23 protein-coding genes are annotated in these 26604 nt (G+C 26.8%); 5 read left to right on the forward strand and 18 right to left on the reverse strand.

Annotated elements, in window-relative coordinates; translation table 11 throughout:
• The first annotated feature begins 37 nt into the window (after positions 1–37).
• Positions 38–373: a DUF5661 family protein gene (locus tag Q0W06_RS04420; protein ID WP_297631915.1), complete on the forward strand. Its 336-nt coding sequence runs from the start codon at positions 38–40 to the stop codon at positions 371–373.
• A gap of 72 nt (positions 374–445) precedes the next feature.
• Here Q0W06_RS04420 and Q0W06_RS04425 read toward each other — a convergent pair whose 3' ends face one another.
• From Q0W06_RS04425 to Q0W06_RS04450, 6 genes are all read right to left on the reverse strand, one after another.
• Entirely contained in the window at positions 446–928 is a 483-nt protein-coding gene (locus Q0W06_RS04425; protein WP_297631918.1) for a cupin domain-containing protein, read from the reverse strand.
• 49 nt (positions 929–977) lie between these two features.
• Complete coding sequence (locus Q0W06_RS04430; protein ID WP_297631921.1) at positions 978–1949, reverse strand: DMT family transporter; 972 nt, start codon at positions 1947–1949, stop codon at positions 978–980.
• Positions 1950–2088: 139 nt separating this feature from the next.
• The gene (locus tag Q0W06_RS04435) at positions 2089–3996 is read right to left on the reverse strand and encodes a sigma 54-interacting transcriptional regulator (RefSeq protein WP_297631924.1); all 1908 of its coding nucleotides are present in this window, start codon (positions 3994–3996) and stop codon (positions 2089–2091) included.
• Positions 3997–4013: 17 nt separating this feature from the next.
• Positions 4014–4316, reverse strand: a complete 303-nt coding sequence (locus Q0W06_RS04440) for a hypothetical protein (protein WP_297631926.1) — start codon at positions 4314–4316, stop codon at positions 4014–4016.
• Positions 4317–4429: 113 nt separating this feature from the next.
• Positions 4430–5431 carry a hypothetical protein gene (locus Q0W06_RS04445; RefSeq protein ID WP_297631927.1) on the reverse strand — a complete coding sequence of 334 codons (1002 nt, stop codon included), beginning with the start codon at positions 5429–5431 and terminating at the stop codon, positions 4430–4432.
• Positions 5432–5433: 2 nt separating this feature from the next.
• A complete protein-coding gene (locus Q0W06_RS04450; protein ID WP_297631929.1) occupies positions 5434–5880 on the reverse strand; it encodes a type II toxin-antitoxin system antitoxin SocA domain-containing protein in 447 nt (148 codons plus the stop codon).
• A gap of 301 nt (positions 5881–6181) precedes the next feature.
• Here Q0W06_RS04450 and Q0W06_RS04455 point away from each other — a divergent pair, with 301 nt between their 5' ends.
• The gene (locus tag Q0W06_RS04455) at positions 6182–6829 is read left to right on the forward strand and encodes a putative ABC transporter permease (RefSeq protein WP_297631931.1); all 648 of its coding nucleotides are present in this window, start codon (positions 6182–6184) and stop codon (positions 6827–6829) included.
• A gap of 44 nt (positions 6830–6873) precedes the next feature.
• On the opposite strand, the gene Q0W06_RS04460 is transcribed toward Q0W06_RS04455, so the two are convergent.
• The 7 genes from Q0W06_RS04460 to Q0W06_RS04490 all read right to left on the reverse strand — a co-directional run bounded on the left by Q0W06_RS04460 (position 6874) and on the right by Q0W06_RS04490 (position 13471).
• Positions 6874–7341, reverse strand: coding sequence for a hypothetical protein (locus tag Q0W06_RS04460; RefSeq protein ID WP_297631934.1), 468 nt, complete (start codon positions 7339–7341; stop codon positions 6874–6876).
• A 126-nt stretch (positions 7342–7467) separates the two neighbouring features.
• The gene (locus tag Q0W06_RS04465; RefSeq protein ID WP_297631936.1) at positions 7468–8304 is read right to left on the reverse strand and encodes a metallophosphoesterase; all 837 of its coding nucleotides are present in this window, start codon (positions 8302–8304) and stop codon (positions 7468–7470) included.
• 181 nt (positions 8305–8485) lie between these two features.
• The gene (locus Q0W06_RS04470) at positions 8486–9676 is read right to left on the reverse strand and encodes a multidrug efflux MFS transporter (protein ID WP_297631937.1); all 1191 of its coding nucleotides are present in this window, start codon (positions 9674–9676) and stop codon (positions 8486–8488) included.
• Between the two features lie 144 nt (positions 9677–9820).
• Positions 9821–10324, reverse strand: coding sequence for a transglycosylase SLT domain-containing protein (locus tag Q0W06_RS04475; protein WP_297631939.1), 504 nt, complete (start codon positions 10322–10324; stop codon positions 9821–9823).
• A 189-nt stretch (positions 10325–10513) separates the two neighbouring features.
• Positions 10514–11557: a lysozyme inhibitor LprI family protein gene (locus tag Q0W06_RS04480; RefSeq protein ID WP_297631941.1), complete on the reverse strand. Its 1044-nt coding sequence runs from the start codon at positions 11555–11557 to the stop codon at positions 10514–10516.
• Positions 11558–11665: 108 nt separating this feature from the next.
• On the reverse strand, positions 11666–13111 hold the full coding sequence (gene cls / locus Q0W06_RS04485) for a cardiolipin synthase (protein ID WP_297631943.1): 1446 nt from the start codon (positions 13109–13111) through the stop codon (positions 11666–11668).
• A 174-nt stretch (positions 13112–13285) separates the two neighbouring features.
• Positions 13286–13471 carry a (2Fe-2S)-binding protein gene (locus tag Q0W06_RS04490; RefSeq protein WP_297631945.1) on the reverse strand — a complete coding sequence of 62 codons (186 nt, stop codon included), beginning with the start codon at positions 13469–13471 and terminating at the stop codon, positions 13286–13288.
• 216 nt (positions 13472–13687) lie between these two features.
• Here Q0W06_RS04490 and Q0W06_RS04495 point away from each other — a divergent pair, with 216 nt between their 5' ends.
• Positions 13688–14416, forward strand: coding sequence for a hypothetical protein (locus Q0W06_RS04495; protein ID WP_297631947.1), 729 nt, complete (start codon positions 13688–13690; stop codon positions 14414–14416).
• Positions 14417–14458: 42 nt separating this feature from the next.
• On the opposite strand, the gene Q0W06_RS04500 is transcribed toward Q0W06_RS04495, so the two are convergent.
• Positions 14459–16471 (reverse strand): penicillin-binding transpeptidase domain-containing protein, encoded by a 2013-nt coding sequence (locus Q0W06_RS04500; protein WP_297631949.1) that lies wholly within the window; start codon positions 16469–16471, stop codon positions 14459–14461.
• Between the two features lie 135 nt (positions 16472–16606).
• On the reverse strand, positions 16607–18787 hold the full coding sequence (locus Q0W06_RS04505; RefSeq protein ID WP_297631950.1) for a DNA topoisomerase III: 2181 nt from the start codon (positions 18785–18787) through the stop codon (positions 16607–16609).
• Positions 18788–18946: 159 nt separating this feature from the next.
• Here Q0W06_RS04505 and Q0W06_RS04510 point away from each other — a divergent pair, with 159 nt between their 5' ends.
• Positions 18947–20806, forward strand: coding sequence for a sensor histidine kinase (locus Q0W06_RS04510; RefSeq protein WP_297631952.1), 1860 nt, complete (start codon positions 18947–18949; stop codon positions 20804–20806).
• A 69-nt stretch (positions 20807–20875) separates the two neighbouring features.
• Here Q0W06_RS04510 and Q0W06_RS04515 read toward each other — a convergent pair whose 3' ends face one another.
• On the reverse strand, positions 20876–21277 hold the full coding sequence (locus Q0W06_RS04515; RefSeq protein ID WP_297631954.1) for a hypothetical protein: 402 nt from the start codon (positions 21275–21277) through the stop codon (positions 20876–20878).
• Positions 21278–21489: 212 nt separating this feature from the next.
• Between Q0W06_RS04515 and Q0W06_RS04520 the strand changes: the two genes are divergently transcribed.
• Positions 21490–23103, forward strand: coding sequence for a WG repeat-containing protein (locus Q0W06_RS04520; protein ID WP_297631956.1), 1614 nt, complete (start codon positions 21490–21492; stop codon positions 23101–23103).
• A gap of 20 nt (positions 23104–23123) precedes the next feature.
• Here the strand turns inward: Q0W06_RS04520 and pnuC are convergent, their stop codons facing one another.
• Together pnuC and Q0W06_RS04530 are read right to left on the reverse strand one after the other, a co-directional pair.
• Positions 23124–23891, reverse strand: a complete 768-nt coding sequence (gene pnuC, locus Q0W06_RS04525; RefSeq protein ID WP_297631958.1) for a nicotinamide riboside transporter PnuC — start codon at positions 23889–23891, stop codon at positions 23124–23126.
• A gap of 208 nt (positions 23892–24099) precedes the next feature.
• Positions 24100–26604: 3'-5' exonuclease (locus tag Q0W06_RS04530; RefSeq protein ID WP_297631959.1), on the reverse strand; the 2505-nt coding region annotated here is incomplete at its 5' end.

Raw genomic sequence — 26604 nt, forward strand, 5'->3', positions numbered from 1 at the left:
TAGTATATTTATTAAGAAAAAATTTAAGGAGTATGTTATGAAGTTAAACATATTAAAAAAATTTAAATATAAAAATACTACTAGGGAATCAAAAGTTTTTTCTGAATCAGAAGCTTTAAAAATCGCAATTAAACTTAAAATAGACTTTGCTAAAGTAAAATTTAATTTATTAGATTTTACTAAAGGAATGAATGTAGAGTTAGAACATGGAAAAGTAAATAAAAAAACTAATGTTACTAATAATAATCCTTTACTTACTGGTAAAATTGCACTTGCCCATTTAAATGAATTTCCTGATTATTATAAACGTTTAGAAAAACTTGAAAATGATGCAAATAAATTTTGGGAAGGTCAATCTAAATTTAGAAATTAAGATAAAATAAAAAGAAGATACATTTTATTTCATGTATCTTCTTAGATTATTTTTATTCTATAGTTAACTTCTCTATAATTTCTTTTTTTCAGGATATTTTTCTAAAAGTTCTTTTCTCTTAAACAATTCAAAATCTTTAAAATCAAACCCTGGTGAAACCATACATCCAACTAAAGAAAAACCTTCTTTGTTCATTGCTGATCCAAAAATATAATTTTTAGGTACTAAAACTTGTGGTGCTTCACCTTTTTCTATATTCAATCCTAACTCTTTAGTTATAAACTCTCCACTTGGGCTTATCATATATATTGTTAGCGAATTACCTGCATGATAATACCACATTTCATCAGATTTTAATCTATGGAAATTTGAAACCTCTCCATCCCTTAAAAGAAAGTATATACTTGTCCAAAGTATTCTTTCTCCCTCAAACTTAGTTTTTAAATCTTTAGATGTTATATTTTCTTCTGATGTAAAACATTCTTTATAAAACCCACCCTCTGGATGTTTTGTCATATCTAATGACTTTACAAAATATTCTGCTGTCTTTTCCATTTTTAATTACTCCCTTTACTTTTGTTTATATATTATTATATCTAATTTTCTACTCTAAATTCAATTCAGGCTTTTTATTTAATTTCATTTGAATTAAAAATATAACTACTGAGCCTATAGCCATCAATATTATGCCTAAATAATTATGTGCTTTTAATATAGATGTGTCACCTATTAATATTAATGCAAGAATAGGTGATAATACAGGTTTTATAAAAAATATTAAAGATGCCATTGTAGCACTTGTCTTTTCCATAACTATAAACATCATGGCAAATGCTATTCCTGAAACAAATATTGATATATATAGTACTAAAAGCAAATTATTCATAGCTAATCCATGAAAAATTGGTATTGAACTAAATGTTGAAAGACCATGTTCTTTAAAAAAGTTTGAAACAACCTTTATATTAGAGATCCCAATTATTATTAATAATTCAGCACTTCCAACTAAAAATGTATATGCTGTGACTGTTAATCCATCTAGCTTTCTTTTTACTATAGTAAATTTACTCATAATACTATATAAGGCAAATGTAAAAGCTGATATTAAAGCCATCATCATACTTGGGAATTCTGTTCTATTTATATCAAATGGATTCATTATAAAAACTACTCCAATAAAACATATTATAAGTCCACCTATAATCCCTTTTGTTATTTTTTCTTTAAAAATAATACTTGCAAATGCAATTGTAAAAAGAGGATTACAGCTAAATATAACTGCTACTGTTGCTGGATTAGAACCTTTTAGTATTACTCCACCTGTAAAAAATGTCATACTTATAATTATACAAACAAATCCTGTTATTAAAAAATATCCTAAGTCTTCCTTTACTAAACGTCTTCCTTTCTTCTTCATATTTTTAATTGCAAGTGGTAATAAAATTATTCCACCAATCAAAAATCTTATAAAATTTAATTGAATTGGATTAAATGCTCCATTTGTACATTTAATTGCAATCTCCATAGTACTAAATATAAACGATGTTACTAAAATTAATATTATATATTTTTTCATCTTTCTCCCTCTATTCTTTATCTTATCTATTCTTTATAATATTCAAGCATTTTTCATGCCATTTCAGTCTTTATTTAAAACTATTGAATCAAGCCATTTTTGTATCAAATCATTTTTATTTTAGTATCTTTTTTAAGACTTACGTATTATTTTTGAGACTTTGTTTTTTTCTCATAAAGCTTGCTCTACTTATTTTCAATATTGTCAAAATCTCTTCCATTGAATAATTACTTTCAATAAGATGATTAATTATCTCTTTTTCCATATGTTTAGTTGTTTCTTTTAGTCCTTTTGATATATCTACTTTTAGCTCTATTAACTGTTTCTTTTCTTTCATTTTTTCTTCCATATCTTTTTTGTATTCTATAGGTAATTTATCTATTAAATATGCCCTTCTAACAAAACTTTCAAACTCTCTTATATTACCTTTCCATTCATAGTTTTTAGGTAACTTTTCTAATATATTTAAAACATTTTCTTCTGTAACATTTTTTTTCTCATAACTTTTTAGAATATTTTTTACAATCAAAAACATATCTTCTTTCCTCTTTCTAAGAGGCAATATATTTATATATAATACATTTAATCTATAATACAAATCCTCTCTAAAGTTTCCTTTTGAAACTTCTTCTTCTAAATTTTTATTTGTAGCACATATAATTCTAATATCAATTGGAATTACATCATCTCCTCCTACCCTCCTTATCTCTTTCTCCTGTATAACCCGTAAAAGACTTGATTGTAAATGTTTTGATATTTCTCCAATTTCATCTAAGAATATAGTACCTCTATGTGCTAATTCAAAAAGACCTATCTTTCCTTCTTTTCTTGCACCTGTAAAAGATCCTCCTTCATATCCAAATAATTCACTTTCAAGAAGGGTTTCTGAAATCGAAGCACAATTTACTGCAACAAATGAATTTTTTCTTCTATAACTTTCATTATGAATACTTTGAGCAAATAGCTCTTTTCCTGTTCCTGATTCGCCATTTATTAAAATTGTTTCATCAGTTTTTGCATAAATCCTTGCTATTTCTTTTATTTTAATCATTTCTTTATTCTCTGTTTTTATATCACTAAAATTATATTTAGATATCAGTCCTTTTTTATATAAATTTTCTCTTATTCTCTTTTCAATTTTTTGTATTTTAGAACTTTTCTCAAAAGTACTTACTCGCCCTATTTCATTTCCATCTAATACTATGGGTGTTGTAGTTATTGCTATAATCTCATTATTTATACTCTGCAATTTAGTGATTTCATCCATTTCAATATTTTTACTTTCTCTTTCCTCCATATCAGGAATTATAGATTCTATATTTTTATTTAGCACTTTTTCTCTCGGTTTTCTAACTATCTTTTCTGCAGTTGGATTGTATAAACTTATTTTTCTATTTTCATCAGTCACTATAAGCCCTTGATTTATTGAATCTAATATTGCATTTAATCTTGCTCTCTTTTCTCTTTCTTTTTTTCTTATATCAACAATTTTTATAGCATTTTTTATAGATGTCATAATTGACTCATAACCTGATTTTAAAAGTATACTATCTACCCCTATTTTTTCAGCTTTAACAGGTGTTAATCCACCTCCAATAACTATATCTACTCCTAATTTAACCATTGCCTTTATTTTTTCTTCTTGCTCTTCTATATTTGCATATTTAAAATCTATTATTTTTATATTTAATATCTCTTCAATTTCTTTTATACTATAGTTATCTTCTATATAGGAAAGAAATCCAACCTTATCTTTCTTATTTTTTCGCCCTTCACTAATAGCTTTTATTAAATCAAAATTAGTTGTAGGAATTCTCACTACTGGAATATCACTTATTTTCTCAATTACCTTTTTTACTGCTCCTCTACTTAAAAAAATATCTACCTCATCTTTAGATTCAATAACTATCTTTTCAACTTCATCCATATCTTTTATAAACTCTACATCTATATCTACATTTTCATAATGTAGATTCTCAAATTCAACTTCCATTTCTTTATAAGTTGCTATTACTTTAATTTTTATATTTTTAAACCCTTTACTCATATTTTCACTCCATATTTTTAAAATTGATACTCCATATTTTGTGGCTCAAAAAAAGATAACTTATGTTTCTTACAAAGCTCTTTTACTCTTTCATTCACAAATTCTGCATCTAATAAGTTACAGCCAATTACAATAAACCCTGGGCCTTTATTTATCTCCATATTTACCTTTTCTTTTCTAAGTTCCTCATATAAGTCTTCTATAATATCTATATCTCCAACTAGAGCAAAATCACCTTCACAAATCCTCTCATATACATAGTTTGCTCCAATATTTGAAGAAACTTCCCCACTATTAAACGCTAAACAATACCAATCCATTTTTAACACACCTTTCTTTTCTTATATTTTAAATTATATATTTTTTAACTTTATTTTGTCCATTTTTATAATATCTAAAAAATGGAGATTGTCTTACCAATCTCCATTTCACTTTAAAACTCAATATCATCTAAATTATATTTTTTTTCACTTAAATCTCTATCTAATTCTCTTATATTCACTCTATCTTTTGAATGTCCTATGTATGTATCCTTTTTCGCTCCTTTAGCTGATATCTTACCTAACAAAATAAAAAATATTATTAAGATTACTATTGTTAAAATAAAATACCCTGGATAAAATACATCTATTCCACCTACATATGTAATTAATCTAGAATGTGCTTTAACTATTACGTATAAAGTAGAAATTGCGAATATTGCCCAAACAGATGCTATATTAAAATAAATAACTAATGGATATCTTATTATCATCCTTAGTACATTATTTTTCTCATCCTTTCCATACTCATCATTTCCCACTGTAATCGGAGCTTTTATTATCTTTGAAATTGTATATAACAACATATAGATAACATTGAACATTATCATTCCAATTATTATAACCAAAACATATGACATAAATTTATTTGCTTTATTGAAATTTTGTATTGCCCCTGCTAAAAGGTTCATACCTCCAAAAAAAGCTATAATAATCCCTGCAAATATACTTAATATCGTTATTATTTGTGTTTGTGTCTTATCTACATTTGATTCAGTAGCTTGTATCTTCTCATCAAACTGTCTTTCTTTTTCATTAAATTGATCAATTTTCATTTGAATAGCTTTAACATTTGCTTCTGCAATAAGTGTTATTCTTATGTTTTCAATAATATTCAATAATCTTACAACATTGTCTTGCTCAAATCCATCATTTTCATCATAAAGCTCATCTAGAAGTTTATCTTCTAGCAAACTTAATTTACTTGTTAATTCATCCTTATCTTGATCTGATACTTTTAAATTTTCACTAATCACGCTAGACTTTATATATAATAACTCTTTTGTCTTTTCTAACAAGCTATTTACCACTTGCTCTAAATTATTTTGAATAGTTTTTAAGTCCAAGCTATTTATTTCATATACTATAGACTTTAGTTTAGCATGGTCATTCATTCTTATTCCTTCCTTTTTCCATGACTTCTAAAAAACTCTTTTATTTTAGCTTTAGGTATTTCTTCTCTTGTACCTTCCATATAAGAATCTTTCCATGGTTCTTCTTTATAAGTTCTTTCAACTAAATCTATAGCTGATATATTATTAAATTTATCACAAACCTTTTTTATAATTGCAAAAGCTCTTTCGCTAATGTCTTCCTTTGGTTCATGACTCATCTTAATTCCATCTGTTAAGTGCATATTATAATTATAATATATCTCTGGCACTACAGGTCCATATTTCCACGCTTCTATTTCATTTGAAAATAAAGGTTCCTCTGAACATAGAAATGATACGCCTTGCATATAATATAAATATTTTTGAAGTTTTAAATTACATATTGGTTTTTTTAATTTTACGTCACAGTACCATAATGTATACTCTGCTATTGTATATACGTTCTCCATACTATCTTCACCACTCTATCTAAGTGATAAAAGTCACCCCCGCCTTATCTTATTATAAATAGTTATTATGTTAATTATTTCTTATTTAATTTAGGGAAACTTTTAACCTCTATTTTTAAATACCTGTAATCTTTTATTTTATTATTATATTCCTATTATTTTAAAAGTAAAAGTTTTATTTCTAAAATATCACATTCTTATTAAATATCTCAAATTATTTTCTTAATTTTAACATTTTAGTTACTTTGACTACTTATTATAATGGTATCTTTTTATATATTTATAAAAAAGGAGTTATTATATGTTTGACTTAAAAAAAGAGATTAATATCTACAAACTTATTTGGATTTTCATGATAGGCTCTGTTTTAGGATGTGTTGTAGAAACACTTTGGTGTTTCATTAAAAATGGTTACTTTCAAAATAGACAAGGTCTTCTTTATGGTCCTTTCATCCCTGTTTATGGAATTGGCTGTGTTCTTTGTACCATTTTACTTTATAAAATTGCCCATAAAAGAGGCTCTTTAATCTTTTTAATTAGTGCTGTATTTGGTGGTATATTCGAATATGTTTGTTCATGGGTTCAGCAACAAATGACTGGAACAATTTCATGGGATTATAGTAAGGCTGCCCTTAGTATTGGTGGTAGAACTAGTATTGAATATTGTATCTTTTGGGGTGTTCTAGGTGTATTTTTCATAAAAGAAGTTTATCCCCTATTTAATAAAATTATTAAATTCTTTTCTGATAGAACCATAAAAATTGTAACTATCATATTTATCCTTTTTATGGTCCCTAATATACTTTTATCTACTCTAGCAGTACGCCGCGAAGATGCTAGAATGCAACATATTCCCGCAAAAACTTCTGTTGCACGGTTCTTAGACAAGCATTATCCCAATTCTTATATGGAAAAAGTTTTCCCTAATATGATTTTTCCTAATTCTTAAATAAAAAAGTCTCTCTAAAAAAATTAGAGAGACTTTTTTATCTGCTAAACTTCTCGTACTTTAAGCTTTTTCATTTTCAATTCTTTTACTAATTCCTTATTATACTTTACTTTAAGCATCTTATATTTTCCATTTATTAAATTTATTCTTATAAATAAGCTTTTACCATAATTTTTAAGTATAATATTTTCTATGTCTTCAAATTTACACCCTGTAAATATTCCAAGTAATCCTTTACGTCCAACCTTTATTCCCATCATATCTATAAAACCATTAAGAGTTATAATTATCGGAAATATTGCTAAGAACTGAAAGTTTATTCCCAATATCATCATAACTACATCTAATACTATAACTATTATAAGTGATGCCCTAAGATATGTTAAACTTCTTCCTATATACCAATTTTTTTTATCTTTAGTTTTTTTATAAAGAAAAACTAGTAATCCTCCTAAAATTAAAATTATTCCAATGTTTATAATGTAAGTAAAAATTATAAAAAAGTCCTTCATTTTATCTAGCCTTCTTTCCATATAATAATATCTTTTATTTTATTTAAAGGATTTCATATTAAAATTTTACCACAAATTTCTTTTCATAATTAATAACTTATAGTTAATATATTTAAATATTGGATATTAATAACTTATATTGAATGCTGACACTTCTGGTATAGTTAAAAATCTAAATGGTATTTTAGTATTTCCAAGCCCAGTATTAACATATAGTTTCGTATTTTTTTTACCTTCTAAATTATACATTCCCCTATTATATTTTTTTGATAATACATTCTTTTTAAGAGGTCCTATAATAGGTAAATATATCTGTCCTCCATGACTATGTCCACTTAAAATTAAATCAATAGGATACTCTTTAAATTTTTCACTTATATCTGGTTCATGAACAGCTAAAATATTTATGTTATTTTCCTCAATCCCTCTCATCGTTTCTTCCACATCATATTTTCCAAACAGTGCATCATCGCATCCAAAAATATTTATCACTTTTTCCTTGTATTCAATTTTTTCAGTACTATTTCTCAATAGAATAAATCCACCATTCTCCATTATGGTTTTATAGTTTCTAATTGCACCACCACCATAATCATGATTACCATAAACTGCATATTTACCAATGTTAGCTCGTATTCCTTCTAAAATTTCCGAAATTTTCTCCCTATCTTCATATTTTGAAAAATTATCTATTAAATCGCCTGTAAATATTACTATATCAGGATTTAAGTTATTAATTTTATTTACTGCTTTTTTAAAGTCTTTAATAGAATAATATTTACCCAGTTGTGTATCTGTAAATTGTACTATTTTAATTTTATTTTCATCTCTATTATTAATTTCAATTTTATATTCCTTAGCTACTATTAGCTTTCTTTCAATAAATGTTATGTATACTATTAAAAATACTATTATTACTAAAATCAATATAACAACTCCTATACCTTTTGATTTTTTAATCAAGTTTGAAAGTCCTCCTCCCATTTAGTTATATCAAAATTTTATCTAATTAATGTTACATTTAAGTCACAAATATCATCTTTTTATTATTAAATAAAAGAACTTTTTTAATTTTCGCATTATATAAACTTAAAAGAGAGAGTATTTAACAACTCTCTCTTTCCTTAAACAATTAAAATTCTACTTAAATATTTATTGATTTCTTATATATATTCATATAAATTATTCCTGCATTCAATAATAATAGCCCTGCTGTTATAAAGAATATATATCTAATCCCAAACATAGCTGCAATTTGTCCCCCTACAAAAGATCCTATAAACATTCCAACATACTGAAATGACATATTAAATCCCAAAGTTCTAGCTGTTAACTCTGGTCTTGTAGCTCTTTTTATCATCGCATTTATTCCTGGTGCAATACCTGCTGTCGCAAACCCTAAAATTAATCTTAATGCTGCTAACTCCCAAGTATTTTTTACAAAAGCTTGTGGAATATAGATAATTGCTGATGCTATCACTGCAACTAATATGATTTTTTTAGTTCCAATTTTATCCGACATTCTACCTAAAATCGGTGATGCTATTATACTTCCAAGCCCCGTTACTGAAAAAACAAATCCTGATATAAATGCTAAATCTTTTATATTCCCTGCTAATGCCGTAACATATTCAGTCATCATTGGTTCAATAGAGAATAATGATACTCTCAATAAAAACCCTGTTATAAATAATGATAGAATTAATGTTTTATCAGGAATAAGTTTCCAAAACTCTTTAATATTTAATTCATTAGTTTTTATAACTTCAAATTTTTCTTTTACAAATAATATAGTAGCTATAAATACTACAAATAAAAGACCTCCAATTATAAAAAATACATTTCTTATTCCTATCATATCCGCTAAATATCCACCTATTAAAGGACCTATTAAGGATCCTGATACAGTTGCTGTAGATAAAATACCTAATGCCCAACCTACATGTTTCTTACTAGTTTGTGTTGCAATAAGAGTAACACATGCAGTTGTATAACCTGTAACAGCTCCTTGTATGATTCTAAGTGCTAAAAGTTCATAAATATTTGTACAAAATCCTGTAAGAAAAATTACAATTCCCATTCCTAAGCATGCTCTTAATAATATAGGCTTTCTCCCATGTCTATCTGACATTTTAGCCCACAAAGGTGAGAATATTCCTGCTACTAAATATGTAATTCCAAAACAAATTCCTGAGTATGTATCTATTTGCCCTCTAGTGTGTACTCCTAATTCTTTAATAAATATAGGTAAAAATGGAGCTATCTCACTAAGCCCAATAGCTGTGACAAATGCTCCAAACCAACAAACGAATAAATTTCTTTTCCAAACTTCCATAACTAACCTCTTTTTCTTTTGTATAAAATTAACCTTTTTATTATAACATATAATAAATATTTTTATACTTTTCTATAATAATTTAAAAAGCAATATGAAAATTTCATATTGCTTCCTAAATTCTATATATTTTTATTATACGTATTAAAACATAAAATATAATACTTTATATATTTTTGATCTATCCTCTATTTTTTTTGTATAGTATTGTTCTGCATATTCTTTTGGATTAAACTTATCTGTTTTATCCCCTTCTCCATTTCTTATAGCCCAATTTCCTACCATTTCCTTTATACTGTTTCCCCCATGCTTTGATAAATAATATGTTCCTAATTCTATATTTATATCATCATTTGCTACATCTTCTATTTTATAGTTCTTTATTCCTATTTCTTTTGCTAAATTTTCTCCTGTTTCTGGAGTTAACTTCATTAATCCATTTTGTGTATTTTGCATATATGGTTCTGCTTTAAAATCTGTCTCAAAATCTATTATAGCTGCAACTAATTCTGGTTTTACTCCATATTCTTTTGAGTACTTTTCTATTGTCTTTTGATCCTTTATTGGAAAAATAGTATCCCTAATAACTAGTCCTCCTCCAATTACAACTGCTAAAATAATTACTACTATCATTACTACTTTCTTCATATATTTCCCCCCTACGTTTTATGTACATTGATTTTTTCTACTCTTTTATTATATAAGCCTATTTCCTCTTTACATATTTATTTGCATTACATTTACCTTTCAATCTTGTAAGATAAAAAAAGAACTTTTTCTAATTTGAAAAAGTTCTTTGTTTTCACTATAAAAGAATTACTAAAAATAATTTCTTTATTACATATAATTATTTACTAAATAGTAGCATCTCTGTTCTGTTAAGCTTGCTAGCTCCATATTAACTTCTAATGGCATAACACTACCACCTTGATATTGAGCTTTGATAGCTGCTTCTTTTGCCTCTTTATCTTTTATCCATTGATTCTCACTAGTTCTTAATTCGCTCATTTTATTTGCTGGTAATTTTTGCTCTAATGTACCCCAAATCTCATTTAATTTATTGTTCCATATATTATAAATCTCATAAGATTGCGCATTCATTGCAGTTTGTGATTGTCCAGATATATAATTATTCAACTTTTCTTTTGTTGCATTTAATTGATCTAAGTATTCTTGTTTTGTACCTGCCAATGAGTTTGTACTTGTAGTTGAACTTTTAGACTTATTAGTTGCATTAGAAGTACTGTTATTTCCAGTTTGAGTATTCTGTGTATTTGGTTCCGCTACTGTATTCGCTGAATTCTGTGCCTCTTCCTTATTTGTTGCAGTCGTTGTTTGTGTTTTATTTACTGTATTTGCATTTACAGAAGTATTGTCAGTTACTGCTTTTTTAGGCGCTCCTGAATTAGCTGTCGCTGTAGTATTTCTTGTAGTTGCATTTGCAGGAATATTACTAGCATTCTCAGTTGTATTTGTTGTATCTTCTTTAGCTTTATTTGTTCCTATATTCATTTGCTTTGTTATTTCTGTTTTTAAACTATTGATATTATCAGTTAAATTGCTATGTCCAGTATAATCCTTTATTCCATTTATTGCTGTCATGGCAGCATTATATTCTCCTAAATCATATTCATTTTTAGCTGTTAAATATCCATTAATTATATTTTCCATATTCTTTGCTTCTGTATTATTTGAATCTTTATTTAATACTACTCCATATTCATTTAATGCAGCTGTATAATTTCCTTGTGTCGTTAATTCATTTGCTTGTGCCATATCATTTTTAATAGCATTCTTACTCATATACATATAACATCCACCTGCTACAACGGCTATTACTACTATTGCTGCTATTATAATTGATAAAACCTTTTTTTTCATTTGTTCCGCCTCTTTTCTAGTCTTAATGGCTAATTTTCAATCTACTGTAAGTATACGGTAATTTTCTTTTTAATTCTACAACAATATAGTTACATTTATTTTAAATTTCTAAAGAACTGGTGATAATAATCTTGTTATAGATTCCAATATTTTAATTCTACGACCTCTTTTTCTAAATTCCTCTTTTATTAATTCTGTTGAATATTCTAAATCATCTTCAAATTGTTTTTCCGCTGATTTTGCCATTTCAGAATTATACATTATAGAAACAATTTCAAAGTCTAATCTAAAACTTCTTATATCCATATTAGCACTTCCAATACTTACAACTTCCGAATCTATCGCTAGTACCTTAGCATGAACAAAACCATTATTATAATGATATACCTTTACCCCAGCTTCAATTAATGTTTCTACATAGGAGTTTGCAACCCATTGTAAAAACTTTCGATCTGGATTTCCTGGAATTATTATTTGAACATCAATTCCAGATAAAGCTGCAATTTTTAAACTCTCTAGCATTACATCATCTGGTATAAAATATGGTGTTGTCATTCTAATTGATTTTTTAGCAGATGTTATCATCTTTACATAAGCATTTTTAATATATTCTTCTGTATGATCCGGTCCACTTGTTACTATTTGCATAGAAACGTCTCCTTCTCTTAAATCTCCATCATACTTAAACTTCTCAAAATTATTTATTTCTTTCTTAGCTGCATAACACCAATCTAATATGAATCTTTCGTTTATAAGTCCAACTGCTTCTCCTCTTATCTTAATATGCGTATCTCTCCAATTTCCAATCTTAGGATCTCTTCCTAAATACTCATCCCCAACATTATAGCCACCTATATAGCCATATTCACCATCAATAACAACCATTTTTCTATGGTTTCTATAATTCACACGTGGATTTATATAAGATAATATTCTTGGGAAAAATGAAGCAAATTCCCCTCCAAGTTTTAAATAATTATCTAGTCTTCCCTTTTTAGTTAAATCAGTAGATCCAAAATCATCAACTAATAACTTAACCTCTATTCCCTCTTTTAGTTTCTCTTCTAGTACTTCTATTATTTCTGTTCCTATTTCATCTTTTCTAAAAATATAATAATCTATATGAATATATTTTTTTGCATTTTTCAAATCTTTCAACAATGCATCAAATTTATCTTTTCCTGTAACAAAAATTTCAACTTCATTTTTAGTTACATATAAAGAATCACAATTATTATAATTCATTTTTATAAGATCTAGATATTTATTATTTAATAATTCCTCTTGTAGTCCTGTAGATTTCTTTTCTTTTAATATTTTTAACTTATATTCATCTATCTTTGCCTTTTCTTTAAATAATTTTCTTCCACTAAAGTTTTGTCCCACTAACAAATAAATTATAAATCCAATGTACGGCAAAACAACAAAAACCAATATCCATGTAAGTGTTACTGTAGGATTTTTTCTTTCTACAAATATCACTATACCTGCAAATAAAATGTTTAATAGAAATAATATTATCTCTACCCAAAATACTATCTGTGACCATTCCATACTTTTTCTCCTTTTTTCTTAAGTTTTAAATTAGATTATATCATGTTTACCCATTAAATTTAATTTACGAGGAAAAATTTAACACTCTTTTTTCAAAAGTAAAAGATTACTAAATATTTTAGTAATCTTTTATTCTATATTTAAGCTAATTTTACTATTAACTTAAATTCCTATTTATTTTTCTTTACATGTCTCTTTAATAATTTCTTTAATTTGAGGAATACATTCCCCACACCATGTTCCTGCATCTGTTTTTTCTTTTACTTCTTTAACAGTATGAGCTCCATTTAATACTGCATCTTTAATTTCAATATATGTTACACCCTTGCATTTACATACTTTTCTATTTATATCTTCCATTTTAATATCTCCTTAAAGTATTAAGTTTATCATCTGTTTAACTTTTTATTTATATATACCACCTGATTTTTACTATGTCAAATTTCTAATCTCCTCCCCATTATTTCCAAATAAAACTTTCTTCAAAATTAACTACTAATATATATTTAATATTTTATTAAAACCCTCTCTATATTTATGTGAAATAATAATTAATAAATTTTAAGGAGGAATGTTATGGCTAACACATTAACTCTCGAAAGAGATTATTTAAAACCTAACCAAGAATCTAAACAGGAATCTAACTTAGAACAAAAACCTAAGTCTCATAAAATAATAAAGATAATAATTTCTTTATTTATCATTTTTATTATTCTTATAGGTTGTTTTTTTAGCTTTTGCTTTTATTTAAATAGTAAAGATTTAAACACTCTTAATTTAGATATAAATAACTATAATACATTAATTTCAGAAGTTAGAAGTAATACTACCCCAACCTCTTCTGATGTTGCTTCTTTTTCAAATCAATTTACTAGTTTAGCTAACTCTTTCAAATCGATTGAAGATTCTAAATTTATACAAACCACTAATAAAACTACTGCTTCAAAATATAATAATTTAACTGTATATTTAGCCGCAAATGAAAAATCACTCTCAACTTATTTAACTATCGCATCAGAGGCTAAAGACTTAAACAAATCAAATCTTAATGATATTCAAAGTGTTATTAGTAAGTTCAATAGTATTTTATCTACCAATGAATTTACGCAAATGACAAACTTATATAACAATAATACCTTTGTAAAACAAAATATTTTAGATGAGGAATCTCCAAGTCATATTCAATCTTTAGTAGATTCATCTGTAAAGAAACTTGTTCTTCTTAGTAAATATGAAGTCTTAGCTAATAATATTTCAAATTTCTTTAATCTTGGAAATATTTTTTCTAATACTTATTCAAAATAAATATAAACCGCATTGTTTAAATATAATGCGGTTTATAACTTTTTATTTTGTCTTTTCTAGTATTTTTTTAACTTTTGGAACAACATAATGACTTCCGCCTCTATCTTTTACATCATCTACCATACTTACTACTAACATATTTTCCTTATTAGTAGTCATTCCTACAAACCAGCCAATTTCTGTTCCCTTTGTATCATCTTGTGTAAGTTTAACTTCAGCTGTACCTGTCTTTCCAGCTATAGTTAACCCCTCTATTTTGGCTCCATTTCCTGTTCCGTTAGGATTTCCCACTACTTGTATCATATCATTTAAAACAACATCTGTAGCTTCCTTTGATATAGCATTTTCCTTCCATAATTTTCTTTCTTTTTTATCTTTATATTCTAAATATGGTTCCACCATACTTCCATCATTAACAAACATTGAATATAAACTTGCTAAATGTACTGGATTTACTAACATTTCTCCTTGTCCATATCCTGTATCAGCCAATTGAACATCTGTTTTAAATTTATCATCTGCTGCATACTGTGATTTCTTCATTTCATATTGTAATGGAAGACTTTCCCCAAAACCTAATGCTTTCAGCTTTGTACTAAATGTATCTTTTCCAATATCTAAAGCAGCTTGTGCAAAATATATGTTATCTGAATAAACCATGGCATTTAATAAATTTGTGTTTGTCCCATACTCTTTTACTCTCGTTACATAATAGCTTCCCCAAGTAGAGTCTTTTTGCCATTTCAATCCACTTATATTTCTATTATCCTCAGGCTTTATTTTCCCCTCATCTAATCCAATTGCTGCAGTTATAGGCTTAAATACAGAACCTGGTGCAACAACACTTTGAAATCTATTATATAAAGGCTTATTAGCATCTTCATTTAAAGCATTCCACTTCTTCTCATTCATTCCAAGTACAAAATCATTTGGATCATATCCTGGAATACTTACAAGGGCTAATAATTCACCTGTTTGATGATTCATCGCTATTGATGCTCCTTTATCATCTTTAAATTCATTATATAAATCTATCTGAACACTTTTATCAACTGTTAATTTTAAATCTTCTCCATTTTTAATATCTTTTGTTGCTACAGTAGAAGTTCTATTTCCGCCACCATCTACTATATATATTTCGACACCATCAATGCCTCTAAGAGTATCTTCATACAGTAATTCTATTCCTGCTTTACCTATTACTGATGTTCCTGTATATCCTTTATCTTTTCCAGTTTCTAATTCTTCAGCATTTATATTTTGAACATATCCTGTTAAATGCGCTGCTTCTTTTCCATATGGATATACTCTTGCCTTTTTATTATCAATCATAACTCCGGATATTGTTAATAATTTAGCCCCTCTATCATCATCCTTTGGTATTGATTTTATAGGAATAAACATATCATCTCTCACATAACTTGCACCTAATTTATTATTTATCCCCTCAACTGTAGTCTCTAGTATCTCTGCAATTTGTTTAATCTTTTTCTCTTTATTTTCACCTAACTTCCCAGGAACAATTCCAACTTCAGACACAAAATCATCACTAGCTAGAACTTCGCCATTCCTATCTAAAATACTTCCTCTTTTAGATTTATCACTATTTACTCTAATTTTAGAATCATCTGTAAGTTCTGGTAAAATCAATTCACTATCCCATACTATCTTATATTCTTTATTCTCTTTTTTTACTTTTGCAGAGTTAGAGAATTTCACTTCCCCTGCCATTGTATTCATAGTCATATCATAATTTATGATATTTTTATCTTCCTTAAATTTTCCTAAAACTTTTACATTAATATTTTCTGCATTCATACCTTCATATATATTCTTATTTCTTGCTACAAAATCTTCTTTACTTATACTATTTTTACTTTCACTACTGATTAAATTATACATTTTCTCATACTCTCTATCATTTACTAGCTCTGTATATTCAGTAATTACCTGTTCTGACTTATCAGTTCCTATTTTAAGAACAAATCCGCCTAAAACTATAAGTCCTAATGCTGCACACCCCATAATTGTGTACATTTTTTTATTTCCTTTCATAAAACCACCTCTCAATACATTCCAATTATACCATATTATATACTACATAATATAGTATATTTTGTATAATTAGGTACTTTTTTGAAATTAATTACAAAAACAACCCCTCCATACTCTAATATGAAGGGGTTATTTCTATTTAAAATCTTTTAATAATGCTGCAAATGGATTATTAATATCTTCTGCTGCCTCTTTTTTCATTTTTTGCATTATTTTATTTGTTTCTCTTTTATCTACTTTTCCTTTTTTATCAAATCTCTTTTTAAATACTGATTCTTTTTCTCTAAAGTTACAGTTTGCTCCAGGACATACAAATATTTTTCCATCTCCTGATCCTCTAAGTTCTAGTTTTTTCTTACATTCAGGACATCTTGCATTTGTTATTCTTGCAATGTTTTCTCTATGCCCACAATTTCTATCTTGGCATACATACATTTCTCCTTGTTTACCTTTAACTTGAAGCATGTACTTACCACATTCAGGGCATTTCTTTCCTGTTATATTATCGTGTCTAAACTTAGTTTCTCCTTGTTTAACATCTTCTATAAGTGCTACTGTGTAATTTCTTATTTCTTTTAAAAACTTATCTGCACTTTCTTTTCCTTTGCTTATTGCATCAAGTCTTCTTTCCCACTCAGCTGTTAAAAGAGGTGATTTTAAATCCTTAGGTACAAGCTCTATAAGTTGTTTTCCTTTTGATGTTGGATAGATATCTTTTCCTTTCTTCTCTATAACAAAAGAATTAAATAGTTTTTCTATAATATCTGCTCTCGTTGCAACTGTTCCAAGTCCACCTGTTTCATTTAATGTTTTTGCAGATGCTTTATCTACATTAATGTATTTTTGTGGATTTTCCATTGCTGAAAGAAGTGTTGCTTCATTAAATCTTGCTGGAGGTGTTGTATGATTCTTTTTAACATCCACTGATTTAATTTTTAACTTTTCTCCCTTATTTATTACTGGTAAAGTTTGATCCTTTATGTCTTCTCCTGAATCATCATCATCTACTCTATCATAAAGTCTCTTCCAACCTTTTTCTTTTTCTACTTTTCCTTTTGCAATTACTCTTTCACCATTTGCTTCACCTTCTAATGTAGTCTCTACATAAGTATAAGCTGTCATAAGGTGACTTAGGAATCTTTTTACTACTAAATCATAAACTCTTCTTTCATCTGAGCTTAGAAGAGCTAAGTTCCCTCTTTCTTCTGTTGGAATTATAGCATGGTGATCAGAAACTTTAGAATTATCTACAAAACTTTTATTTCCTCTAATATCACTTCTTAAAAGATTTTCACAAACGCCTCTATATTCTCCAAAAGCTACTGCTTTTACTCTATCTTTAAGTGTTCCTACTACATCAGTAGTTATATATCTTGAATCTGTTCTTGGATATGTTAAAACTTTATAATTCTCATATAATCTTTGCATTACATTTAAAGTTTGCTTTGCTGAGAATCCAAACATTCTATTACAATCTCTTTGAAGTTCTGTTAAATCATAAAGAGCTTTAGGATACGCTTTTTTATCTTTGCTATTAACATTAACTATATTAATATCTGCCCCTTTAAGTTTAGCCTCAACTTTTTTACTGAACTCTAAATCAAAAATTCTACCGTTATTATCTTTATTAACCCAAGTAAAATTACATTTATCAGATTTTACATTTATAGTATGATATTCTTTTGGTTTGAAATTCTTTATTTCTTCTTCTCTATTCGCTATAAGACTTAAAGTTGGTGATTGAACTCTTCCTGCTGATAATTGTGCATTATATTTACAAGTTAGTCCTCTAGTTACATTAAGCCCTACAAGCCAATCTGCTTCTGCTCTACATTCAGCTGCTCTAAAAAGATTTTCATATTGGCTTCCTGGTTTTAAATTTTTAAATCCATCTAAAATCGCTTTATTTGTTTGTGATGAAATCCATAATCTTTTAAGAGGTTTTTTGCATCCTGCTTTAAGAATTGCCCATCTTGCAACTAATTCCCCCTCTCTTCCTGCATCAGTTGCTATTACAACTTCTGATACGTCCTCTCTATTAAGGAGTTTCTTAACAGTTGCAAACTGCTTTCCTGTCTTTTTTAAAACTGTAGTCTTCATATTTTTAGGTAGCATCGGAAGTGTTTCCATACTCCATGTTTTATATTTATCTCCATATCCTTCTGGATCTTGAAGTCCTACTAAATGTCCCATTGCCCAAGTTACTATATATTTACTTCCCTCTATAAAGGCTCCCTTATTATTTGTACATTTTAAGACCCTTGCTATATCCCTTCCTACTGAAGGCTTTTCTGCTAATACTAATATTTTACTCATACTTTTTCCTTTCAAAGTTGAACACTTTCTTTATTTTACTTACTCTTATTATATTCTAATTTTCTCTTTCTACAAAATTTAATATTTTTCTCTTCCATTTCCCCCTTTTTTATTGTAAAATATAGGTAAATTTTACTTTTATTTGTCGAGGTGTACTTTATGAAAAATTTTATGAGATTTAGTTTAATATTATTATTTATTTTTTTATTTCCTGGAAAGTCAGTTTCTGCTCAAGAGGAAGAATTTGTATTGGTTTTAAACCCTACATTTTCCTCAGAGTTTTCTGCTAAGCTATTTGAAGGATTAGAATCTGAACTTTCAAAGAATAACATAAAAATTTTAAGATATGTAGTTAATAGTCCAGAGGATGAATTTGAAATACAGAATATCAAACACATTGCAGAAAAAAATAATGTTATTTCAATTATCTCACTTGGATGCGATTCATATGAACTTTTGCAAAACTATCCAACAGGTTATTTAGATAATTTTAATATTCATATATTTGACGTAAATCTGCCTAACAAGCACTCATTCCCTGAGTATTATAATTTTCATTCTATAAATTTTGATTTTGAAAAAAAGATGAATCTTATTCTAGATTTACATAAAGTTCATACTATAAATTTTTTAATTGATAAGAATTTTTTATCTTCTGATTTCTATCCTTATATAGATAATTACATGAAAAAATATTCTCACCTCTCTTATAATTTAATTTATTCTGATGAGTGGTCTAAATTAACTAATAGCTTTAATCAAAAAAATTCATTAACTGTAGTTTTTTCTTCACTTTTTGAAATAACTAATGAGATACAAACTAAAATAACACCTTTTGGCTCTGTTGAAAAAATTGCTCGATTTACTGATAATCCAATTTATGGAGGATTTTCAGATTTTGCTACTAGATTTAATATCGGAGCTTTTAACTATAGTGGTTTACAAACTGGCAATAATATTGCAAAAGCCATTCTTTCTGAAAATAATATATCTGATAATACTGTATCTCCAAAACAAATTACATCTGATTTTCTTATTAATGAAGATTTAGATACTTATAAAATAATAGCTAATAATCCGTATTCAATGGAAACCTATTCATTTAAAGGGAATACATCTTTTGCAAACGAGCAAAAATTAAATACTTTTAAAACCCTTCTAATTTTTATTTTAATTTTTGTTTTCTATCTCATAATAAAGAATATAATTGTTAAGAATCTATATAACGAACAAATAAAAATTGATTCTTTAAAAACAAATTTCATAGCTAATATTTCACATGAACTTAGAACCCCTTTAAATATTATTATAAGCACAATAAGCCTTTTTGAAGTCTATATAAAAAATGGTGAAGTTTCCTTAAATACTGAAAATAGTATTGAAAAGTTTAATTATTTAAAGAAAAACTCTTATAGACTATTAAAACTTATTAATAATATTATCGATACAACTCGTATTGATGCTGGCTATTTTCTTTTAGATAAAAAAAATTATAATATCGTAGAAATTATTGAAGACACTTGCCTTTCAACAGTAGCTTACGCAGAAAAGAAAAATATTTCTCTTATTTTCGATACTTCACATGAAGAACTTTATACACTTTTTGATAAAGATAAAATTGAACGTGTTACTTTAAATCTTCTTTCAAATGCTTTAAAATTTACTCCGCCTGGAGGAAATATTTATGTATTTGTGGATAAAGTATCTCCCTCTACACTATCTATAAGCTTTAAAGATACCGGTGTTGGTATTTCTAAGGATAATCAAAAAAGTATTTTCAATAGATTTGTTCAAGCTTCGGATTCACTAAATAAAAGCGAAGGAAGTGGAATAGGACTATCTTTATGCAAATCTATTGCACTCCAACACGAAGGTGATATAACACTTCAAAGTAGTCCTGGCATAGGTTCTACATTTACGCTATCATTACCTATTATAATTAACGAAATAAATACGACTAAAAATCTCAACAGTTCTAACTCGTCTGAACTTACAGAAATAGAATTTTCAGACCATTAAAAACTAGAATGTTTCACTAAAAAAAGGATTGCATACGCAATCCTTTTTATATATTAAATTAACTCTTTTTTAAAATCCCTCTTTTTTTAAAAGTGCCCTCATTTTTTTATATGACTCACTTTCTTTTTCCTCTTTAGGAAGTCTCTCTAAATAATCTAAACTTTCTCCAAAACCCCCTTTTATATACATAACAATACTTCTATTCCACTTATAAGCTATTAAATACCCCTTTTTTATTGCAAATGCCAGTGCAATTACTTCTAATACTATTCCTATAACTATAAAAAAATTAAAAATTAATCCTGCTAATATAACAAATAATCCTGCAAATGCAAAATATGTAGGCTTCCTACTCTGCTCTGTATCAACACCTAAATATTCCTCTAAATTTTTAATTTCTTTATCTATATCTACAGGAACTTTTGCTCCATGTCCATAACTATTAAAATCTTTTTCCATCTCATCATTCATTTTTTATCTTCTCCTTCCTTTTCTTAATATTATAATCTAAATTCTTTAAGTTTTATCCTTAAGAAGTCTTAAATTTAGATCACATCCTTCTTAATTATTAATTTCATAACATAGTTCACACTTTTTTTATATTTTTGTTGTTCTTTCTTCACATTTCCTATTTATTTACCCTTTATAATTTTAAGTGTTGAAAATAATATGGGAGGATATTTATGAAATTAAACCTGAAAAAAATAAATTATAAGGAGTTTTTATTGCCCATTGTTGCTATCTTAATCTGTGTAGCAATTGTTGCAATTGGTGCTCCAAAAAAACATGAAGTTAAAATCACATTCCTAACACCCTTAGTTTTTCAAAATAAAGAAAATGGGCTTTATGGCGTTGTAGATGTTAATAGAAAAGTTATTGTTGCTGCAAAATATAAAACTTTACTTTCTAAAGAGGAAAACGGAAAATACTTTTTTATTGGAATTACCCAAAGCGGTACAACTGATATTTTAAACAGTGAAGGTGCTGTCTTAGATCATGTTCCTGGAAGCTTTCAACAAGTTTCTGTACTTAGTCTGCAAGATAAACTTTTAAAGGTAACAAATTCAGCTAGTGGCTTAATTGGAGTTATTAATTTTGAAAATAAAATTATAATTCCTACTAACTATAATTCGCTTACAATAAAAAATAATTTTTTAGTTTTAAACCCTTTAAGTAATGAATCTATTGCAAATATAGATGGTAAAATACTCGTTTCATCTAAGGATTATGCTTCAGTAAGTATACAAGATAATGGTATTGTTGTAACTAATCGTAAAGGACTTTATGGATTATTAGACTTTAATGGTTCTGTAGCTTTACCAATACAATATACTAATATCTACGGTGTAAATAATAATGTATTTGCTGTTTCTAATAATGATAATTTATATGCTTTATATAATATTCAAAAGAAAAACATGGTTACAGATTTCTCTTATACATCTATTCAAAAAAATGCATCTAATGCTCCATTTTTAGCTTGCAAATCCATTAATGGTGTCTCTCTATATGGATATATTGATAGTAGAGGAAGTACTATTGTTCCTTTTCAATACAAATCAGCTTATCCGTTTACTGGAAACTATGCAATGATTCAAAAAAATGGAGTCTATGGATTGATTGATAAGAATGGAAATTATTTTATAAATCCTAAATATAATATTATCCCTGGAAATGCTTATGCTATTGAGTCATTTCAAAATGGTAATTACTATGTTGGATATTTAAATAACTCGTCTGATATTTTAAATTCCACTGGGAAAGTTATTGCTACTGTTCCTGGGATAGTTCAGACTATTTCTAATGAGACAGTTTTTTACGAAAATACAGAAAATAAAGATTTTTTATATAATTTAGGCACAAAAAAAACTACAGATGTTAAATCTTATTTACAACCTTTATCAAAAGGAACTATTACACCTGCTGGTTATTTTGGATCTTATAAAAATGTCGGTGATTCTAAATTCCCAAATAGTTTATATCTTTATGAGGAAGATAAAGGAATCATCACAATAAACGGATACAATAATATAAAATTTGAAAATGGACTTTTCCTTTGTCACTCACAAACTAGATATGATGTTGTTGAACCCAATGGTAAAGTACTTATATCTTTTAACCCTGTAGATATATTAAACATTTCTATAACTCCAGATAAAATAATTTATGTTCAAAAACTAAAACCGGGAGTAAATAGAATGAAAGCTACTGTTTCTACTCAAGAAGATTCAAGGTTAATTTCTGCATATAACTTTGATGGTAAAGAAATAAATTTAAGTGAATTAAAAAAAGCGTAGTCATTTGACTACGCTTTTTATTATGCCTTGTTTTTCATTCTTCTTTTATACATTTTATTCCAATTGTAGTATCCATAGAATGCTATAACACCATATTGTAACCAATTTAATGCTCCTGCAAAATCATTGGATGTAATACCACTAACTATCATAGATTCTATGAAAAGTACGATTCCTAGATTTGATAATATCCAAAAATACCATTGTTCCATATATCTTTTTGATGTTAAGAATACTGCAAATATTGTAAATACAGTAGTTAAAGAATCTAAAATATATTCTTTATCTGGCTGTAATGTTAATCCTATATGACTTAAAATTTGTGGTAAAGATTTTAAAAACCATCCATATAAGAACCATGCAACTATAAGAAATATAATTGTCATTATCCAATGTTTTTTCTTAAATCTTTTTATATCTATTTCCCCACTATGTTTTTGATCTAAATTTTTTCTCCAGTCTATAAATCCAATCACTATAAGTGGCAATATAAAAATTATATTTTGAATAACTTGCCCATATAAATGACTTCCCCATGCAACAACTGCATATGTAACAGTGTTTAGTGTCCACCAAAAGTAACACTTTATACTTGCTTTAGCTTGATATATAGCTGTAAAAATCCCTGATATTGTTGATATAATACCTACTATGCTTACAAACTCAAAAGTTTGTGTCCAAGTTCCTGTTCCTATCATAACTGGTATGAAAAAAGATATTATGTTAGCTATTAGGAACACTAAGAAAAATCCTTTTTGAAAAGGAGAAAACTCTTTAAAAAAATTCATATTTTACTCACTCTAACTTTCTTTTAAATTTAGTTTTATTTTTTATAAATTTAGTTTTGTTTTTATTGTATGAAGCTTCATATTTTAAATTTGATTTTATATCCTTTTCTCCTTTTCCTCAATAGCCTTTCTTAAAAGTTCCTTATTTGTTTATAATTCTTTCTTATTGTTTGTTTTTTCATAATACTCTAGTTAAATTTTTACTTTTCTAAATCAGTTTGAAAAAACTACTTTTTTCAACTAATTTTCCCCAATAATTCCTTTTGGAATAAGTAAGAATTATTCGTTTTTTTGCTCTAGTCATTGCTACATAAAACAATCTTTTTTCTTCATCTAAATTGCCTTTTTTATTAGGGAAAATCCCCTCTACAAGCCCACTTATGAAAACATTGTCATACTCTAATCCTTTAGCTTGATGAACTGTTAAAATAGGTATTCTTATTTTTCCTGTTCTATCTAATAATAATTCTTCAAGTTCTCCATTTGATAGTCCGGTTATATTTATAGTTTCAATTATAGAATCTTTAGGACATTTGTCTTTATTGTCAGAATATTTTAAAATTTCTTTTAACTTGTTTATATTTTCTTTTTTTATAGTTTTTTCTATTTCTGAGTATCGTCCAAAAAAATTGAAATTTCCTAATAGGTAGTCTATCATTTCATAACTTCTAAGAATCAGGCTTTCTTCTCTTATTTTATTTAATTTCATTCTAAATTTATTGAATTTCTTATAATTTTCTTCAATTAATTTTTCTCTTCCTTTTGAACTTTCTCTTATCTTATTATTTATGGCCAGAACTAAAATTTCACCTGTTGCTCTTATATCATCTAATGCATCATGACTCGGTTTAGCTTCAGTATTAAATTTTTCACTTAAATACTCAAGTTTGTGATTTGGCAAATTCGAATAAAATCTTCTATAAATTTCTAAAGTATCATAAATTCCCTTTACTAAGATTCTTTTATCTCCCATTCTACTGAGTTCGCTACTTAAAATACTTATATCATAATTTACATTATGTCCTACTACAATTCTTCCCTCTATAAATTTTAAAAAATCTTCAAAAACAATAGTTTTTTCCTCTCCTATTTCTTTTAGTTTTTCATCTGTAAATCCATGTACTAAATAAGATTTCCCCACACTTTTTGTTGGCTTTATAAATCTTTCAAATTTCTCTATTTCTCTTCCATTTGAATCAAGTCTTATAGCCGCAATTTGGATTATTTCATCTTCAGTAACATCTACTCCTGTACTCTCTACATCAAAAACTATAATCTCTTCTCTATTTAATCCATTAATTAAATTTGTATAGTACTCTCCAAATTCTGTATAATCACTTAAATAATCATTTAATTTTACTCGTAATTTCCTATGCTCACTATCTGAAACTCTCTTTAAAAGCTCTTCAGATATATTTGTATTTAACCTCTTTAATATTCGCTCTAAATTCAATGTATCATTTTCATTTATTATTACCTTAAAAAAAGCTATTATATCCTTAACTTCACTTCTTCTAAAAAATTTAAAATCATCTACAAGTCCAAATTCAAAATCTAAATTTATATCTAAACCTCTAATGGCTTCACTTAATTCTTTATTTATATAATTATTTCTTGTTAAAATACATGTGCTTCGTAAATTTTTATTTTCTCTTTTTAATCCAACACATTTTAAAGCTATTCCTTTAGCTTCTTCTTTTATAGTTTCTCTTTCTATAACTTCTATTTTATCTCCTTCTTCTTTTGAAAAAGACTTTAACCCATTCTTATATAGATGTTCAAACTTTTCTTTAAAATTATTTTTAAGAAATCTAGTACTCACTCTATTTATTATCTCAGTAGAGCGATAATTTTCTTCAAAAGAGATTTCTTTAGGATTAGTTTTTCTAAAATCTTCTAATATAACTTCAGGCTTTGAACCTCTAAAACTATATATAGTTTGAAAAAAATCTCCACAAAGAAGCACATTATTTCCTTTAAAAAGCTTTTTTATTATTTCATATTCTACAATTCCCGTATCTTGCATTTCATCTACAGATATATATTTATATTTGCTTCTATAAAATTGGACTATATTTTTATCATTAAAAATTTCCTTTGCTTTAGATAATAAATCATTAAAGTCTAATCCTCTATTAGTAATAAGCACTGTGTTGTAAATATTTACATATTCATCACCATGATTTAAAAATAAATTTTTCAACTCTAAATCGTTCTTCCATTGCCTATCATGAAAAAATTTAGTCTTCTCTTCTAACTTTATAAGTAAATTTTTATCTTTCTTTATCCAAGTCAATGTATTTTTCAAATCCTCTTTTTCATTGCCTGTAAAAAATCCTTTTTCAATTCTAACTTCTTTAAGTAAATTAATACAGTTTTGAAGTCTCACAACATCTATCCGATGGACATTTCCATCTTTATCTTTATAAAAGTTAAATCTTTTTATAAGCTCTTTTGTATCCTCTTCATCAAAAACTAAAAAATCATAAAATACATCTGATTTTTTCTTTGCAAATTCTTTTACAATTGAAAGGCAAAAACTATGAAATGTTTTCACCACTATATTTTTTCCTTTATTCTCTGTTCTTGATAAAACTCTTTCTTTTAATTCCATACATGCTTTATTAGTAAATGTAATACAAAGTATTTCAGAGCCATTTATCCCACTGTTTAAAATATTATTTATTCTTTCTGATAAAACCATAGTCTTTCC

It is taken from the genome of uncultured Clostridium sp., assembly GCF_947072515.1.
Classification (GTDB): domain Bacteria; phylum Bacillota; class Clostridia; order Clostridiales; family Clostridiaceae; genus Clostridium.

Excerpts from the sequence above, each read along its gene's own strand:
- Q0W06_RS04520 (WP_297631956.1), top strand. The coding sequence starts at position 21,490 with ATGAAATTAAACCTGAAAAAAATAAATTATAAGGAGTTTTTATTGCCC.
- Q0W06_RS04435 (WP_297631924.1), bottom strand. The coding sequence starts at position 3,996 with ATGAGTAAAGGGTTTAAAAATATAAAAATTAAAGTAATAGCAACTTAT.
- Q0W06_RS04500 (WP_297631949.1), bottom strand. The coding sequence starts at position 16,471 with ATGAAAGGAAATAAAAAAATGTACACAATTATGGGGTGTGCAGCATTA.
- Q0W06_RS04510 (WP_297631952.1), top strand. The coding sequence starts at position 18,947 with ATGAAAAATTTTATGAGATTTAGTTTAATATTATTATTTATTTTTTTA.
- Q0W06_RS04420 (WP_297631915.1), top strand. The coding sequence starts at position 38 with ATGAAGTTAAACATATTAAAAAAATTTAAATATAAAAATACTACTAGG.
- cls (WP_297631943.1), bottom strand. The coding sequence starts at position 13,111 with ATGGAATGGTCACAGATAGTATTTTGGGTAGAGATAATATTATTTCTA.
- Q0W06_RS04505 (WP_297631950.1), bottom strand. The coding sequence starts at position 18,787 with ATGAGTAAAATATTAGTATTAGCAGAAAAGCCTTCAGTAGGAAGGGAT.
- Q0W06_RS04515 (WP_297631954.1), bottom strand. The coding sequence starts at position 21,277 with ATGAATGATGAGATGGAAAAAGATTTTAATAGTTATGGACATGGAGCA.
- Q0W06_RS04425 (WP_297631918.1), bottom strand. The coding sequence starts at position 928 with ATGGAAAAGACAGCAGAATATTTTGTAAAGTCATTAGATATGACAAAA.
- Q0W06_RS04470 (WP_297631937.1), bottom strand. The coding sequence starts at position 9,676 with ATGGAAGTTTGGAAAAGAAATTTATTCGTTTGTTGGTTTGGAGCATTT.
- Q0W06_RS04445 (WP_297631927.1), bottom strand. The coding sequence starts at position 5,431 with ATGAATGACCATGCTAAACTAAAGTCTATAGTATATGAAATAAATAGC.
- Q0W06_RS04455 (WP_297631931.1), top strand. The coding sequence starts at position 6,182 with ATGTTTGACTTAAAAAAAGAGATTAATATCTACAAACTTATTTGGATT.
- Q0W06_RS04490 (WP_297631945.1), bottom strand. The coding sequence starts at position 13,471 with ATGGAAGATATAAATAGAAAAGTATGTAAATGCAAGGGTGTAACATAT.
- Q0W06_RS04450 (WP_297631929.1), bottom strand. The coding sequence starts at position 5,880 with ATGGAGAACGTATATACAATAGCAGAGTATACATTATGGTACTGTGAC.
- Q0W06_RS04480 (WP_297631941.1), bottom strand. The coding sequence starts at position 11,557 with ATGAAAAAAAAGGTTTTATCAATTATAATAGCAGCAATAGTAGTAATA.
- pnuC (WP_297631958.1), bottom strand. The coding sequence starts at position 23,891 with ATGAATTTTTTTAAAGAGTTTTCTCCTTTTCAAAAAGGATTTTTCTTA.
- Q0W06_RS04460 (WP_297631934.1), bottom strand. The coding sequence starts at position 7,341 with ATGAAGGACTTTTTTATAATTTTTACTTACATTATAAACATTGGAATA.
- Q0W06_RS04430 (WP_297631921.1), bottom strand. The coding sequence starts at position 1,949 with ATGAAAAAATATATAATATTAATTTTAGTAACATCGTTTATATTTAGT.
- Q0W06_RS04495 (WP_297631947.1), top strand. The coding sequence starts at position 13,688 with ATGGCTAACACATTAACTCTCGAAAGAGATTATTTAAAACCTAACCAA.
- Q0W06_RS04440 (WP_297631926.1), bottom strand. The coding sequence starts at position 4,316 with ATGGATTGGTATTGTTTAGCGTTTAATAGTGGGGAAGTTTCTTCAAAT.
- Q0W06_RS04475 (WP_297631939.1), bottom strand. The coding sequence starts at position 10,324 with ATGAAGAAAGTAGTAATGATAGTAGTAATTATTTTAGCAGTTGTAATT.